Origin of the sequence: Paenibacillus sp. VMFN-D1, assembly GCF_003386155.1 — a bacterium.
GTDB classification, from domain to species: domain Bacteria; phylum Bacillota; class Bacilli; order Paenibacillales; family Paenibacillaceae; genus Paenibacillus_AQ; species Paenibacillus_AQ favisporus.
In genome coordinates this window covers 519,629-533,685 of sequence record NZ_QRDU01000004.1, presented here as the reverse complement: position 1 = coordinate 533,685, position 14,057 = coordinate 519,629, and the positions used below count along the sequence as shown (strand labels likewise).

12 protein-coding genes are annotated in these 14,057 nt (G+C 54.4%); all 12 read right to left on the bottom strand.

The features are described from left to right. Positions 1 to 60: 60 nt before the first annotated feature. Positions 61 to 1,293 carry an argininosuccinate synthase gene (locus C7820_RS26230; RefSeq protein ID WP_076174549.1) on the bottom strand — a complete coding sequence of 411 codons (1,233 nt, stop codon included), beginning with the start codon at positions 1,291 to 1,293 and terminating at the stop codon, positions 61 to 63. 26 nt (positions 1,294 to 1,319) lie between these two features. Then, positions 1,320 to 2,276, bottom strand: coding sequence for an ornithine carbamoyltransferase (gene argF / locus C7820_RS26225; protein WP_089550484.1), 957 nt, complete (start codon positions 2,274 to 2,276; stop codon positions 1,320 to 1,322). A 46-nt stretch (positions 2,277 to 2,322) separates the two neighbouring features. After that, a complete protein-coding gene (locus C7820_RS26220; RefSeq protein ID WP_116233511.1) occupies positions 2,323 to 3,519 on the bottom strand; it encodes an acetylornithine transaminase in 1,197 nt (398 codons plus the stop codon). Between the two features lie 71 nt (positions 3,520 to 3,590). After that, positions 3,591 to 4,424 (bottom strand): acetylglutamate kinase, encoded by an 834-nt coding sequence (argB, locus tag C7820_RS26215; RefSeq protein WP_089549760.1) that lies wholly within the window; start codon positions 4,422 to 4,424, stop codon positions 3,591 to 3,593. Positions 4,425 to 4,457: 33 nt separating this feature from the next. Further along, positions 4,458 to 5,687 carry a bifunctional glutamate N-acetyltransferase/amino-acid acetyltransferase ArgJ gene (gene argJ / locus C7820_RS26210; protein WP_116233510.1) on the bottom strand — a complete coding sequence of 410 codons (1,230 nt, stop codon included), beginning with the start codon at positions 5,685 to 5,687 and terminating at the stop codon, positions 4,458 to 4,460. A gap of 17 nt (positions 5,688 to 5,704) precedes the next feature. Next, positions 5,705 to 6,769, bottom strand: coding sequence for an N-acetyl-gamma-glutamyl-phosphate reductase (gene argC, locus C7820_RS26205; RefSeq protein ID WP_076174555.1), 1,065 nt, complete (start codon positions 6,767 to 6,769; stop codon positions 5,705 to 5,707). Positions 6,770 to 7,249: 480 nt separating this feature from the next. Then, positions 7,250 to 8,137, bottom strand: a complete 888-nt coding sequence (locus C7820_RS26200) for a YitT family protein (RefSeq protein ID WP_076174557.1) — start codon at positions 8,135 to 8,137, stop codon at positions 7,250 to 7,252. A 128-nt stretch (positions 8,138 to 8,265) separates the two neighbouring features. Further along, positions 8,266 to 9,379, bottom strand: a protein-coding gene (gene prfB / locus C7820_RS26195) for a peptide chain release factor 2 (RefSeq protein WP_116233509.1) whose coding sequence is annotated in 2 segments (ribosomal slippage) — positions 8,266 to 9,306 and positions 9,308 to 9,379 — 1,113 coding nt in all. Because the reading frame shifts where the segments join, the coding sequence is not laid out codon by codon here. 184 nt (positions 9,380 to 9,563) lie between these two features. Next, positions 9,564 to 12,071, bottom strand: a complete 2,508-nt coding sequence (gene secA / locus C7820_RS26190; protein WP_116233508.1) for a preprotein translocase subunit SecA — start codon at positions 12,069 to 12,071, stop codon at positions 9,564 to 9,566. A gap of 447 nt (positions 12,072 to 12,518) precedes the next feature. Further along, positions 12,519 to 13,097 carry a ribosome hibernation-promoting factor, HPF/YfiA family gene (hpf, locus tag C7820_RS26185; protein ID WP_116233507.1) on the bottom strand — a complete coding sequence of 193 codons (579 nt, stop codon included), beginning with the start codon at positions 13,095 to 13,097 and terminating at the stop codon, positions 12,519 to 12,521. A gap of 284 nt (positions 13,098 to 13,381) precedes the next feature. Then, positions 13,382 to 13,579 carry a cold shock domain-containing protein gene (locus C7820_RS26180; RefSeq protein WP_116233506.1) on the bottom strand — a complete coding sequence of 66 codons (198 nt, stop codon included), beginning with the start codon at positions 13,577 to 13,579 and terminating at the stop codon, positions 13,382 to 13,384. 222 nt (positions 13,580 to 13,801) lie between these two features. Further along, positions 13,802 to 13,999: a cold shock domain-containing protein gene (locus C7820_RS26175; RefSeq protein WP_105444832.1), complete on the bottom strand. Its 198-nt coding sequence runs from the start codon at positions 13,997 to 13,999 to the stop codon at positions 13,802 to 13,804. Between the last annotated feature and the right edge of the window lie 58 nt (positions 14,000 to 14,057).

Sequence of the window (14,057 nt, the reverse complement as noted above, 5' to 3'; positions counted from 1 at the left end):
GACCGACAAGGAACGGCCTCCCTACGACATGCTTGTGCTGTTGATTATATCATGGAAAAATTATTTGTTCTGTGCCACACCTGTGCCGACTTTAAGACGCAGGGCGTTCAAATGGATAAAGCCGGTAGCATCCCCTTGATCGTAAGCTTGGGTTGGATCGGCTTCCATCGTGGCGATGTCCGGGTTGTACAGGCTGACCGGGCTCTTCACGCCGGCAGCGATGATATTGCCCTTGTACAGCTTCACGCGCACTGTACCGGTCACGTTCTTCTGGCTTTCGGTCACGAGCGCCTGCAGTGCCAGACGTTCCGGTGCGAACCAGAAGCCGTTGTACACGAGCGTGCTGTAACGGGTGATCAGGCTGTCGCGCAGGTTCATCACTTCGCGGTCCATCGTGATTGACTCCATTTTGCGGTGCGCGGTGAAAAGGATCGTGCCCCCTGGCGTTTCATACACGCCGCGGCTCTTCATGCCGACAAAACGGTTCTCCACCATGTCCACGCGGCCGATGCCGTGTTTGCCGCCAAGCTCGTTGAGGCGCTCCATCACGGCCAGCGGGTTCAGCTTCTCGCCGTTAATGGCGACGCAGTTGCCCTGCACAAAATCGAGCTCCACGTATTCCGCTTCATCCGGCGCATCTTCAGGAGACACGCTGAGCAGGTACATGTCTTTATTTTCGGGAGCGCTGGCATCGAACCAAGGATCCTCGAGCACGCCGCTCTCATAGCTGATATGCAGCAGGTTGCGGTCCATCGAATAAGGCTTCGCCGCCGAGGCGGTTACCGGAATGCCGTGCTTCTCGGCAAAAGCGATCATTTCCGCGCGTCCCGGGAACTCGTTGCGGAATTCCTCCAGACGCCATGGGGCGATAACTTTGATGTCAGGTGCCAGGGCCGCAGCCGCCAGCTCGAAACGCACCTGGTCATTCCCTTTTCCCGTTGCGCCGTGCGCGATTGCCGTTGCGCCTTCCGCGCGGGCGATGTCCACCATGCGCTTGGCGATCAGCGGGCGCGCAATACTCGTGCCGAGCAGGTACTGACCTTCATACAGCGCTCCCGATTGGAACATCGGGAAGATAAAATCCTGTGCGAACTCGTCGCGCAGATCGTCAATGTATACTTTCGAAGCGCCGGTAGCCAGTGCCTTTTCCTCCAAACCGTCCAGCTCTTCCTTCTGTCCGATATCGGCCGTAAATGCGATGATTTCAGCGTCATACGTTTCCTTAAGCCATTTCAGAATGACCGACGTATCCAGACCTCCGGAATACGCCAGTACGATTTTTTCTTTTGCCATGTCTTAACTCCCTCTCCTGACTAATCTTAACCCATCAATGCGGCCATCAGCGCTTTTTGCGCGTGCAGACGGTTTTCGGCCTGGTCGAAAATAACCGAGTTTTTGCCGTCGATGACTCCTTCGCTCACTTCTTCCCCACGGTGTGCCGGCAGGCAGTGCATAAACAGGTAGTCTGCCTTCGCCAGCTGCGCCAGCTTCTCGTCGACTTGATAGTTTTTGAACGCCGCCTCGCGGACCTTCTGCTCTTCCTCAAAGCCCATGCTGGCCCATACGTCGGTATAAATGACATCCGCGTCCTTCACCGCTTCTTCCGGACTGTGCGTAACGACGATCTGCGCGCCGCTCTCCTTGGCAATCTCTTGGCTCGCCTTCACTACAGCCGGATCCGGGGTGTACCCTTCCGGACTTGCGATCGATACGTTTACGCCCAGCTTGGCGCCGCCGATCATCAAGGAATGGGCCATGTTGTTGCCGTCGCCGATGTAGGCGAGCTTCAGGCCTTTCAGTTGGCCTTTGTGCTCATAGATCGTCTGGTAATCCGCCAGCACCTGGCACGGATGCGCCAGATCGCTCAGGCCGTTGATGACGGGAACGGAGGCGTATTTCGCCAGATCCGTCACATTGTGATGCCCGAAGGTGCGGATCATGATGCCGTCCAGGTAACGCGACAGCACCTGCGCCGTATCGCTGATAATTTCTCCGCGTCCGAGCTGAATGTCGTTTTTGCTTAAAAAGAGCGCGTGGGCTCCGAGCTGGAATGCCCCCACTTCGAACGATACCCGGGTACGGGTGGATGATTTTTCGAAAATAAGTCCGATCGTTTTGCCCTTCAGCGGCTGGTATTCCTCGCCGTTCTTCTGCTTGCGCTTGAGTTCGATCGCCAGATCGATCAAGTACTGAATTTCTTCCGGTGTATAATCGTCGAGCTCCAGCAGGTCTCTTCCCTTCAGGTCGATATCCTGCAGCAGCCCGGTTTGGCTCAACATCGTTACGTCCTCCTTTATCAGTGCATGCTCTAATGCTGCCCGGCTACGCCTTGTTTACTGCGGTATGATCATGGATCAGCTCGGCAATCATGCCGACGGCCTGATCGATTTCTTCTTTGGTAATATACAGGTTCGGAAGCAGGCGGATCACGTTCGGACCGGCGGTCACGAACAGCAGCCCGCGTTTCTGCCCTTCCAGCACGATGTCGTTCACCGGCTCCTTGCACTCGATGCCGATGAGCAGCCCCAACCCGCGCACTTCATTGACAAAAGGATGCACAGCCACCTTTTCGTTCAGCTGCTGGATCAAATACTCGCCCATGTCCGCGGCGCGTTGCGGCAGCTGGTCCTCGAGAATCGTCTCGATCGTGGCGATCATCGCTGCCGTCGCGATCGGCGTGCCGCCGAAGGTAGAGCCGTGGCTGCCCGGCGTAAACGCGTCTTTCAGATAGCCTTTGCCGAGCATTGCTCCCGCCGGGAACCCGCTGGCAATGCCTTTGGCGAGTGTAAAAATATCCGGCTCAATGCCGTAATGCTCATACGCAAACAGCTTGCCTGTACGCCCCATGCCGGTCTGCACCTCGTCGAAGATGAGCAGAAGCCCATGCTGTTCGCACAGCGCCTTCACTGCCTTCAGGAAATCCGGCTGAACGACAAGCACGCCGCCTTCCGCCAGTACCATCTCGATCATGATCGCAGCCGTATCCGGTCCGATAGCTGCTTTCAGCGCATCCAGATCATGCAGCGGTACGCTCTTGAAGCCGGCAGGCAGCGGCAGAAAGCCGTCTTTTACCTTGTCCTGGCCGGTTGCCGTCAGGGTAGCCAGCGTGCGTCCGTGGAAGGATTGATGGAAGGTGATGATTTCAAAGCGTCCGGTGCCTTTCACTTTCTGGTGGTAGCGGCGGGCCAGCTTAATGGCCGCTTCGTTCGCTTCGGCGCCGCTGTTGCAGAAGAACACCGCATCCGCGCAGCTGTTCGCCGTCAGCAGAGTAGCTGCTTTTTCCTGGTTCGGAATGTGGAACAGGTTCGATACATGCCACAGCTCATCCAGCTGGGCTTTCAGCTTCTCGGTCACTTTCTTCGGCGCATGGCCCAGATTGGTCACCGCCAGACCGCACATAAAGTCGAGGTATTTGTTCCCTTTATCGTCCCACAGCCAGCTCCCTTGCCCTTTCACCAGGCTGATCGGATATCTGGCATAGTTCTGAAACAATGAGCTTGCCTGTTCGCTTGCACTCATCCCTAATCACTCCTTCTCCCGGAGCCGCAGGTCCCTCCCTGTGCCCCTGTTTAAATGGTCCTGTCTTTATCTTAATCCCGCACGATGCGGGTACCCAACACTTCACCCTGTAGCACCCGGCTCAGTACCCGGGGCTCACTGCCGTCCACGATAACGACTTCCTGCACGTCTCCTTGAATGCAGCTCACCGCGGCCCGAACTTTCGGAATCATGCCGCCGTAAATGTCGCCGCTGGCGATCATGTCTTCGATTTGCTGCACCGTCACCGACGGCAGCACCTGCTTCTCGCCGTCCACGGCTTTCAGGATGCCGGGCACGTCCGTGACCACGATCATCCGATCGACTCCCAGATGGGAAGCGACGGCGCCTGCCGCGGTATCGGCGTTAATGTTGTAGCGCTGCCCGGCCGCGTCCACCCCGACCGGTGCGATGACCGGCATGTAGCCCATGGCCGTAATGCCTTTAACGATCGCCGATTCCACGTAGGTCACGTCGCCGACATGGCCAACCTCGGCCGCATTCGCAACCGGCTCGGCCTGGATCAGTCCCCCGTCGACGCCCGACAGGCCAAGAGCCCGGCCGCCCGTGCTCTGGATCCGCCGCACGATCTGCTTGTTGATCGTTCCGGCCAACACCATCTCCACGACATCCAAGACGTCCTCGGTTGTCTTGCGCAGGCCGTTCACGAATTCCGTTTCAATGCCCAGCTTGGCGAGATTGTCCGAAATCGCCGGACCGCCCCCATGGACGATGACCGGCTGCACGCCCTGCTGCTGCAGCTGCTTCAGATCCTCAAAGAAGGAATCCGGCAGTGCCGCCAGCGTGCTTCCCCCGCACTTCATGACAAACGTCTGCTGGCCATCCGCCCCAATATGGGAGCCCTGCTCATTCTCCAGCGTCTTCATATGCATTCACTCTCCCCTGCAGCTGCCTTCGCCTTATGTCCGGTAAGCCGCATTGATCCGTACGTAGTCATAAGTCAAATCGCAGCCCCAGGCGGTGGCTTGCCCGGCTCCGCCGTGCAGATCCACGACGATGCGGACGGTGTCCCCTTTCAAGTAGGCCAACGCTTTATCTTCATCAAAAGCGACGGGACGCGATTGTTCCAATACGCTGATATCGCCGAGCCGGATGTCGACCGTCTCCGGATTTACCGGCTCGCCCGCACGCCCGACAGCTGCGATGATCCGTCCCCAGTTGGCATCGGCGCCAAACACGGCCGATTTGACCAAACTCGAGCCGATGACCGTCTTGGCAATCGCCCGCGCCGACAGGTCGCTGACTGCGCCGGTGACGCTGACTTCGACCAGCTTCGTCGCACCTTCGCCGTCCCGCGCAATCGCTTGGGCCAAGCTCCGGCACACATACGTAAACCCTTCGGCAAACGGCTCCCAGTCCGGATGCGCCGGTGTCAGCACTTCGTTCCCTGCCAGCCCGCTGGCCATGGCAATCAGCATGTCGTTCGTACTCGTGTCGCCGTCCACCGTAATCATGTTGAACGTCACGTCCGTCGCCTGCCGCATCAGCTGCTGCAGTGCTTCCTGGTCAATGGCCGCGTCCGTCGTCATAAAAGCGAGCATCGTCGCCATGTTCGGATGAATCATCCCCGAACCCTTGGCCGCGCCGCCAATCGTCACCTCTTTGCCGTTCACCAACACCGATACGCAGGCTTCTTTTTTCACCAGGTCCGTGGTGAGGATCGCCTGCGAGAAGTCCTCCGCGCCTGAATTGGCGCTGCTGAGCCGCGGCGGCAGCGATTCGATGCCCGCGTTCACGCGGTCCATCTTGAGCAGCTCGCCGATCACGCCCGTGGACGCGACGGCCACGTCCTGCTCCGCCACACCGAGGTGGCGGGCTGCGGCCGCCCGCATGTCATAGGCATCGGCTTCGCCCTGCTGCCCGGTGCACGCGTTGGCGTTGCCGCTGTTCACGATCACAGCCTGCAGCGTGCCATTCTGCAGGCTCTCGCGCGTCACCTTCAGCGGTGCCGCTTGAAATACATTCGTGGTGTACACGGCCGCAGCCACGGCCGGCACCTCGCACAGGATCGCGCCAAGGTCATGGCGATCCGTCTTCTTGAGTCCGCAGTGCACGCCTCCCGCCGAAAAGCCTTTCGGCGTGACGATCGATCCGTCCTTCACCTGCGTAAACGTCGTTAATTGTCCCATGTCTATGTTCATCCCGCTTACGGATACACCGGAGTATAGCCGAGTCCGAGATTCTCCTCCCATCCCATCATCAGATTCAGGTTCTGTATCGCCTGGCCTGCCGCACCTTTGACGATATTGTCAATGACCGAAATAATGGTGACCCGGCCCGTCCGCGGATCCGCCGCAAAACCGATATCGCAATAATTGGAGCCCAGCACTTCCTTCGTCGCCGGCCAAATGCCCGTGTCGCGCACGCGCACGAATGGCCGTCCTTGGTAATACTGCCGGTACAGCTCCACAAAATCTTCGTCGTTATACACGCCGTTCAAGTTCGCATACATCGTGCTCATAATGCCACGGGTCATCGGCACGAGCTGGGTCGTAAACGTCACGGTCACCTGCTCACCGGCCACTTGGCTAAGCACCTGTTCAATTTCCGGGATATGCTGATGCTTATTCACTTTGTAAGCTTTGAAATTTTCATTAATTTCCGCAAAATGGGTCGTCAAGCTCGTTCCGCGTCCCGAACCCGATACGCCGGACTTGGCATCGATGATGATGCTGTTCGGGTTAATCCAGCCGGCGCTGATAGCCGGAACCAGACCGAGCAGGGTAGCCGTCGGGTAACAGCCGGGATTGGAAATAAAGTCCTTGCCGGCGACTTCTTCCCCAAACAGTTCGCACAAACCGAAAACGGCTTCTTCCAAATAGGCCGCATCCGGCGCGGTGTGCTTATACCATTTTTCGTACGTGGCGCCGTCCTTGATCCGGAAATCCCCGGACAAATCAATGACCTTAAGTCCTTCTTCCAGCAAGCCCGGCACCAGCTTGGAGCTCACGCCCGAAGGGGTAGCCGTAAAGACGACATCCGCCTTGGCGGCGATTTCCTTCGGATCGGTACCGTCCAAATTTTGCACGATAATATCCGTTAAATGCGGAAAACCTTCCGAAATCGGCGTTCCCGCGCTCGATGATGAAATCACTGACGTAATGACTGCTTTGGGATGCCCCTGCAGCAGCCGGATCAGCTCAACCCCGCCGTAGCCGGTCGAACCGACAATCGCAATCCTAACCTTCTCCCCAGTACCGTGTTCTCCCATTCCCCGCGTTCCCCTCTCTACTGCCGCTTCTGTATAAATCATGAATAATTATGTATTATTATACGACCGCTTTTATATAAATACAACACTTTGGAACGAATTTCCCTTATCCTGTAAGGGCTTTTCCGCTCCCGTCTCCTATGGTCCGAGCCTACGTACCTTTCAATCTCCAAGAAAAAAAGACCCTGCTCAAGGTCCGCTTCGCTTCATGCCTATTGAAAACTTACGCGTCGCTCATTCATTGACTGTATGGATATCTGCTCGGAGTGCCGCCATCTGCACCATTCATATGCAGAAAACTCCCCTTGTTATGTATGCTGTTATTTATTTTTGATGCCGTATCGGTCCGGACAGGTGTGAACATCTAACCATTCCCTCCAACCTTTTCATAATGAAAAAGAGGCTGCCCAGTCCGCATGGATAACTGTTCGCCTCTTTTTGTTGTTCATTATTAAGCTATGATGGGTTGTAAAAAAATGCTCAGCTGCCCTGCAGCTTAAAGCCCTCGCCCAGCACCTCATGCGCATTGCTGATGATAACAAAAGCCTCCGGGTCCACCGACTGCACCAGCGTCTTCAGCCGCGTCGTTTCGCTCTGGCCGATGACGACCATCAGCACGGTCCGGTCCGTCCCGGTATAGCCGCCGGTGGCGTTCAGCTTGGTACAGCCGCGGTCCAGGTCCTTCAGCACCGCCGCCGTTATCGGCTCGATATGGTCCGAAATGATATAAGCCACCTTCGAGTAATTGAAGCCGAGCTCAATGGCGTCGATCACCTTACCGGTGACATACAGTCCCACCAGCGCATACAGCGCCTTCTCCAGAGACAGCGTACAGGCAGCCAAAACAATGACCGATCCGTCCAGGATCACGACGCACAGGGAAAAGCTGAGTCCGCTGTATTTCTGAATAATTTGGGCCAGCGTCGTCAGTCCGCCAGTGGAGCCCCGTCCCCGGTACACGATCCCGATGCCGAGACCGACCGCAATCCCGCCGTAAATCGAAGCGAGCAGCGGGTTGCTCGTCGGCAGCGGCCAGTCCTTCGTCAGATAGACGAACAAAGGCAGCACCACGCTGCCCAGCAGCGAGCGGATGCCGTAATTTTTTCCGAGCAGCAGGATGCCCAGGATAAACAACGGGATGTTGAGGGCCCATTGGGTAAAGGCCGGTTCCATGCCAAACCAGGCTTCGGTTAATACGGAAATCCCGGATACCCCGCCGGAAGCAATCCCGTTCGGCAGGAAAAACAAATTAAATCCTAAAGCGATAATAAAGGAACCGACAATGATGAGCAGCGTGTCCACCACGTGGCGCCGGGGTCCGCTCATAGGCAGAGATGCCTTTCTGCGGTTCGATGACTTCTGAGACATGAACAATTTTCTCTCCTTACCTAAAATATAAAATAGGCCATCCAACAGCCAAGCCTTCCGGAATGCTAAAATCAGTCCTTTACACCAAAAAATTCCTACACGAATAGCGTGTAGGAATTCACTTGGTTTTATTCGGTTTCCACCTTGATTTGGCTGCGCAAATAACCGTCGATGAACAGATCCAGGTCCCCGTCCATGACAGCGCCGACATTGCCGGTCTCCACTGAGGTGCGGTGGTCCTTTACCATACTATAGGGATGAAACACGTAGGAGCGAATCTGGCTGCCCCAGGCAATATCCGACTGTTCCCCTCGGATTTCATCCAGCTGTTTTTGCTGCTCTTCGAGTTTGCGCTCGTACAGCTTCGAGCGAAGCATCGTCATCGCGCGCTCCCGGTTTTTGATCTGCGAGCGTTCGTTCTGACAGGTTACGACCACGCCCGTCGGGATGTGGGTAATCCGAACCGCGGAGTCTGTCGTGTTGATGTGCTGACCACCAGCGCCGCTGGCCCGGTACGTATCGATCTTGAGATCCTCTGTCCGGATCTCTACGTCGACGTCCTCGGTAATCTCCGGCACGACATCGCAGGAGACGAACGACGTATGGCGGCGTCCCGACGAGTCGAACGGCGAGATGCGCACCAGACGGTGCACGCCCTTCTCGGCTTTCAGATAGCCGTAAGCGTTAAAGCCTTTGATCAGCAGCGTAACGCTCTTGATCCCGGCCTCGTCACCCGGCAGATAGTCCAGCGTTTCGACTTTGAAGCCATGCTTCTCTGCCCAGCGGGTGTACATCCGCAGCAGCATCTGTCCCCAATCCTGGGACTCGGTGCCGCCGGCACCCGGGTGAAGCTCGAGAATGGCGTTCATTTTATCGTAAGGCTGGCTCAGCAGCAGCTTGAGCTCAAAATCGTCCAGCTTCTTGGTTAACGACTCCACCGCTTCGGCGATTTCGGAGGCCAGCGATTCGTCGCCTTCCTCGTCGGCCAGCTCCGCCATCATGGAGGCGTCGTCGTATTCCTGCTGCAGCTTCTCATACTCGTCAACAGATGACTTCACCGCGTTCATTTCTGCGATGACCGATTGAGCCTTTTCGTTGTCATCCCAAAAGTCGGGAGCCGACATTTTCTCTTCGAAGTTCGCGATCATTTCCTGCTTCAGATCTAAGTCAAAGAGACCCCCTAAGATTGGTGAGTTTCGTTGCAATTTCCCGCAGGTCGTGCTTAACGCTTGGATCTAACATGGTTTACTCTTCACCTCTTTATCGACATAAACTCCCTTAAGCGGAAAGACCCTGCGGTACCCTCCTCTTCAGAGCAGCGCCCGCATTGGGTCTCCCGGTTTAAGGGAGTTTTGGCTCCGCTTCTTAGAGTTGCCTAAGAAACGGCTGTTGTATGAATGACTTTAACATTTGCTTCTATATTATCTTATGCTTCTTGACCGTGGCAGTGTTTGTACTTCTTGCCGCTGCCGCAAGGGCACAAATCGTTGCGTCCGATCTGTTCGCCGACTTGCACCGGCTTCTTCTCGGTCGGCTCGCCATTCGTGGATACCTTGCTCTCTTCCACGACCGCCTGGCGCTCCTGGTTCGCTTCGATATGAGCCTTCATCACGTACATGGCCACTTCCTCCTGGATGCTGGCCGTCATCGTGTTGAACATCTCGAAGCCTTCGAACTGGTATTCGCGAAGCGGATCCGTACCGCCGTATGCACGGAGGTGGATACCTTGACGGAGCTGATCCATCGCGTCGATGTGGTCCATCCACTTGCTGTCGACGGAGCGAAGCACGATAACTTTCTCGAACTCGCGTACCAGCTCGGAACCGATCCGCTCTTCGCGCTCGTCGTACTTCTTCTTCACCTTATCGAAGATAAACTCTTCAATCTCCTCAACCTCTTTGCCCCACAGATCGTCGCGGGTAATCGAGCCTTCGTCGAGAAGCTTGCTGTTCACGTAATCAGCCACTTCCTGGAGCTCCCAGTTTTCCGGAATATCGTCGGAGCAGTGTACCTCAACCGCGCGGTCAATGACCGGCTTGATCATCTCCATGACGATATCCTTGATGTTGTCGGATTCCAAAATTTCACGGCGCTGCTTGTAGATGATTTCCCGTTGCTGGTTCATGACGTCGTCGTATTGGAGGACGACCTTCCGCAGGTCGAAGTTGTTGCCTTCGACGCGTTTTTGCGCGGATTCGACCGCACGGGTAATCATCTTGCTCTCAATCGGCTGGTCTTCCTCGAAACCGAGGCGTTCCATCATGTTCAGCACGTTGTCGGCGCCGAACCGCTTCATGAGTTCATCGCCCAGCGACAGGTAGAACTGCGTCGAGCCCGGGTCGCCCTGGCGTCCGGCACGGCCGCGAAGCTGGTTATCGATCCGGCGGGATTCGTGGCGCTCCGTACCAATGATATGCAGACCGCCAATATCAGCCACACCTTCACCCAGCAAAATATCGGTACCCCGTCCAGCCATGTTGGTGGCGATCGTTACCGTACCCGGCTGACCGGCGCGGGAGATAATGTCCGCTTCCTCGGCATGGTACTTGGCGTTCAGCACCTGGTGCTTGATGCCCTTGCGCTTCAGCATTTCCGAAATCAGCTCGGAGTTCTCGATGGATACCGTACCAACCAGCACCGGCTGGTTCTTTTTGTGGCGTTCCACGATCTCGTCGACAACGGCCTTGAACTTGCCGTTCACGCTCTTGTACACGATGTCCGGCATGTCGTTCCGTTGGTTAGGTTTGTTTGTCGGTACCTGGATAACTTCCAGGCCGTAAATTTTCTTGAATTCTTCTTCTTCCGTCTTCGCCGTACCGGTCATGCCGGCCAGCTTGCGGTACATCCGGAAGTAGTTCTGGAAGGTAATCGTCGCGAGCGTCATGCTCTCGTTCTGCACCTCGATGCCTTCCTTCGCTTCGATCGCCTGGTGCAGACCGTCGCTGTAACGGCGCCCGGCCATCAGGCGGCCCGTAAACTCGTCGACGATCACCACTTCGTCCTCTGTTACGACGTAGTCAACATCGCGGCGCATGATGACGTTCGCCTTCAGCGCCTGCACGATGTGGTGGTTCAGCGTAATATGGCTGTGGTCATACAGGTTCTCGATGCCAAAAGCGCGTTCCGCTTTAGCCACACCCTTTTCCGTCAAAGCAACGGATTTAACCTTAATATCGACCGTATAGTCTTCTTCCTTCTGCAGCTGCTTCACAAAGCGGTCCGCTACGTAATACAGCTCCGTCGATTTCTGGGCTTGTCCTGAGATGATCAGCGGCGTACGCGCCTCATCGATCAGAATCGAGTCCACTTCGTCAATCGTACAGAAGTACAGCGGGCGCTGCACCATTTGTTCCTTATACAGCACCATGTTGTCACGCAGGTAGTCGAAACCGAACTCATTGTTCGTACCGTACGTAATATCACAGGCATAAGCCAATTGTTTATCCGCATGGTCCATGCCGCTCAGGTTCACCCCGACGGTCATGCCCAGGAATTCGTAAATTTGTCCCATTTCCGCGCTGTCCCGCTGAGCGAGATAGTCGTTGACGGTGACCACGTGCACACCTTTGCCGAGCAGGGCGTTCAGGTATACCGGCAGGGTACCTACCAGCGTCTTCCCTTCACCGGTCTTCATTTCGGCGATCTTGCCTTCGTGCAGCGTCATGCCGCCGACCAGCTGAACGTCGTAATGACGCTTACCGAGCACGCGCTTGGATGCTTCGCGTACGGTGGCAAACGCTTCAGGCAGGAGATCATCGAGGGTTTCACCCTTCTCCAGACGCGCACGGAACTCCTCCGTCTTCCCTTTCAGCTGCTCATCGGAAAGGTTGACGAATTCCGGCTCTAATTTGTTGATCTGATCAACCGTCTTCATCAGACGCTTAACCTCACGATCGTTGACGTCACCGAAGATTTTTTTGACAATACCTAGCATGGTTAACCCCTTTCGCGCAAAACAATTGTTAGAATCAACTTCAGTTATTTCAGGGTTATGTTCAAATGAAATAGATTCTTCATGAACCAATTCACACAGACACCGGCTGAATGAGATGGATTCAAAAAGAATCGATTCATACAGGAGTATTGAAGATCTGCTGCTTGTTGAAATTGATCCGGACAGAATCGGCTTCATACAGACAAAATGCAACTGCTTGAAGTTCATTCCAGTCGTGTTCAAACCGGTAATTAAAATAAAAACGGGTTTGCATAAATTGTAACAGTTTGTAAGAGATGCCGCAACAACTTACAGCCCTTACAAACGGCCTCTATTTATATACGCACGAAGAGCCCCATCCGTTGCAGGACAAGGGCTCTTTTTTTACTCGAAACTCAATAAATATTTACATAATCATGAAAATTGTTACAACGGACCGTCATTTTGTTAATACGCGCTGCCTTCATTTTGCTCGATCAAACCGTATTTTCCATCATTCCGTTTGTAAACGACATTCACTTCCTGGGTATCAATGTTCGAAAAAACAAAGAAATTATGTCCGACCATGTTCATCTGCAAAATGGCCTCTTCCACGTCCATCGGCTTCAGAGTGAAGCGCTTAGTGCGGACCACTTCCAGATCATCGTGCTCTTCCTCCGTCATCGTCGGCAGCAGGCCGGTACCGGTCGCGGCTTCTTCCGTGAACAGCATCTTCAGGCTTCCTTCCTGGCGGAACTTGCGGTTGAGCTTGGTCTTGTGCTTGCGGATTTGACGTTCCAGCTTGTCCACGACGGCATCAATGGACGCATACATGTCATCGCTGCGGTCTTCGGCCCGGAGCATCACTCCAGGGAGCGGAATCGTTACCTCCACGCTGTGCAAACCTCGAGTAACTCCAAGTGTCACATTTCCTTCTGAGGCGGGGGGTGCATCGAAATACTTCTCAAGCCTGCTGAGCTTCTTGTCGACATAGTCCTTCAAAGCGTCAGTAACCTCGATTTGTTGACCTCGAATAGCTAAATTCATAGGGCACTCCTCCTTTGCAGTTCCATTATATCACAATTGTTAACGCTAAGTAAAAAGGCGTTTTCGGGCGGCTGTCCGCCAAATGAAAGCCCTTTACTCACCCCCGCTGTCCGCCTAAAGCAGGGTAAAATTCCTTAACCGCTCAGGAGGAAATGAAACAGGCTTGATCATGGTAAAATCCGCCGAAACGCAAAGAAAGACCCTGGAGATCCAGGGTCTTATCGCTACCGTTCTTCAATTACTTAACCATCGAACCGTATATGTAGGTCGGCCTTGCCGGATGATTATAATTTCGTTACGTTAGCTGCTTGCGGTCCACGAGCGCCTTCGACGATGTCGAATTCAACGTCTTGACCTTCTTCCAAAGTCTTGAAGCCTTCAGATTGGATTGCGGAGAAGTGTACGAATACGTCGCCACCTTCAGCAGTCTCGATGAAGCCATAACCTTTTTCTGCGTTGAACCATTTAACTTTACCTTGCATGCACTAACATTCCCTTCGTCGTCAAATAAAGTGTGACTTACGCCCACATTCCTGAATATACCACCCAAACTTGTCCATTGTCAATTGGAATGGAAAGGGGTTTAATTGTATAAAATTCCATATCGATTTACATTTATGTGATTTATAAAGAAGGAATTTAACAGTATTATCATCTGTTTTTCTTCGTTCCATAAATTCATATGTAAATCGATTTAATAAAAACTATAACTTAGTTACATTAGCTGCTTGAGGTCCACGAGCACCTTCGACGATATCAAATTCAACGTCTTGTCCCTCATCCAATGTTTTAAAACCGTCTGTTTGAATTGCGGAGAAATGAACAAATACGTCGCCGCCGTCAGCCGTCTCAATAAAACCATATCCTTTTTCTGCGTTAAACCATTTCACTTTACCTTGCATGTGTTAACATTCCCTTCGTCATCAAATAATATGAGAGTCCAATATATCTCTGAAACTA

Bases quoted from the DNA above. Each gene is read 5' to 3' on its own strand.
- argC (WP_076174555.1), bottom strand. From the start codon at position 6,769: ATGGGAGAACACGGTACTGGGGAGAAGGTTAGGATTGCGATTGTCGGT.
- C7820_RS26200 (WP_076174557.1), bottom strand. From the start codon at position 8,137: ATGTCTCAGAAGTCATCGAACCGCAGAAAGGCATCTCTGCCTATGAGC.
- argB (WP_089549760.1), bottom strand. From the start codon at position 4,424: ATGAAGACGCTGGAGAATGAGCAGGGCTCCCATATTGGGGCGGATGGC.
- C7820_RS26180 (WP_116233506.1), bottom strand. From the start codon at position 13,579: ATGCAAGGTAAAGTTAAATGGTTCAACGCAGAAAAAGGTTATGGCTTC.
- secA (WP_116233508.1), bottom strand. From the start codon at position 12,071: ATGCTAGGTATTGTCAAAAAAATCTTCGGTGACGTCAACGATCGTGAG.
- C7820_RS26230 (WP_076174549.1), bottom strand. From the start codon at position 1,293: ATGGCAAAAGAAAAAATCGTACTGGCGTATTCCGGAGGTCTGGATACG.
- C7820_RS26175 (WP_105444832.1), bottom strand. From the start codon at position 13,999: ATGCAAGGTAAAGTGAAATGGTTTAACGCAGAAAAAGGATATGGTTTT.
- C7820_RS26220 (WP_116233511.1), bottom strand. From the start codon at position 3,519: ATGAGTGCAAGCGAACAGGCAAGCTCATTGTTTCAGAACTATGCCAGA.
- argJ (WP_116233510.1), bottom strand. From the start codon at position 5,687: ATGGGACAATTAACGACGTTTACGCAGGTGAAGGACGGATCGATCGTC.
- hpf (WP_116233507.1), bottom strand. From the start codon at position 13,097: ATGAATTTAGCTATTCGAGGTCAACAAATCGAGGTTACTGACGCTTTG.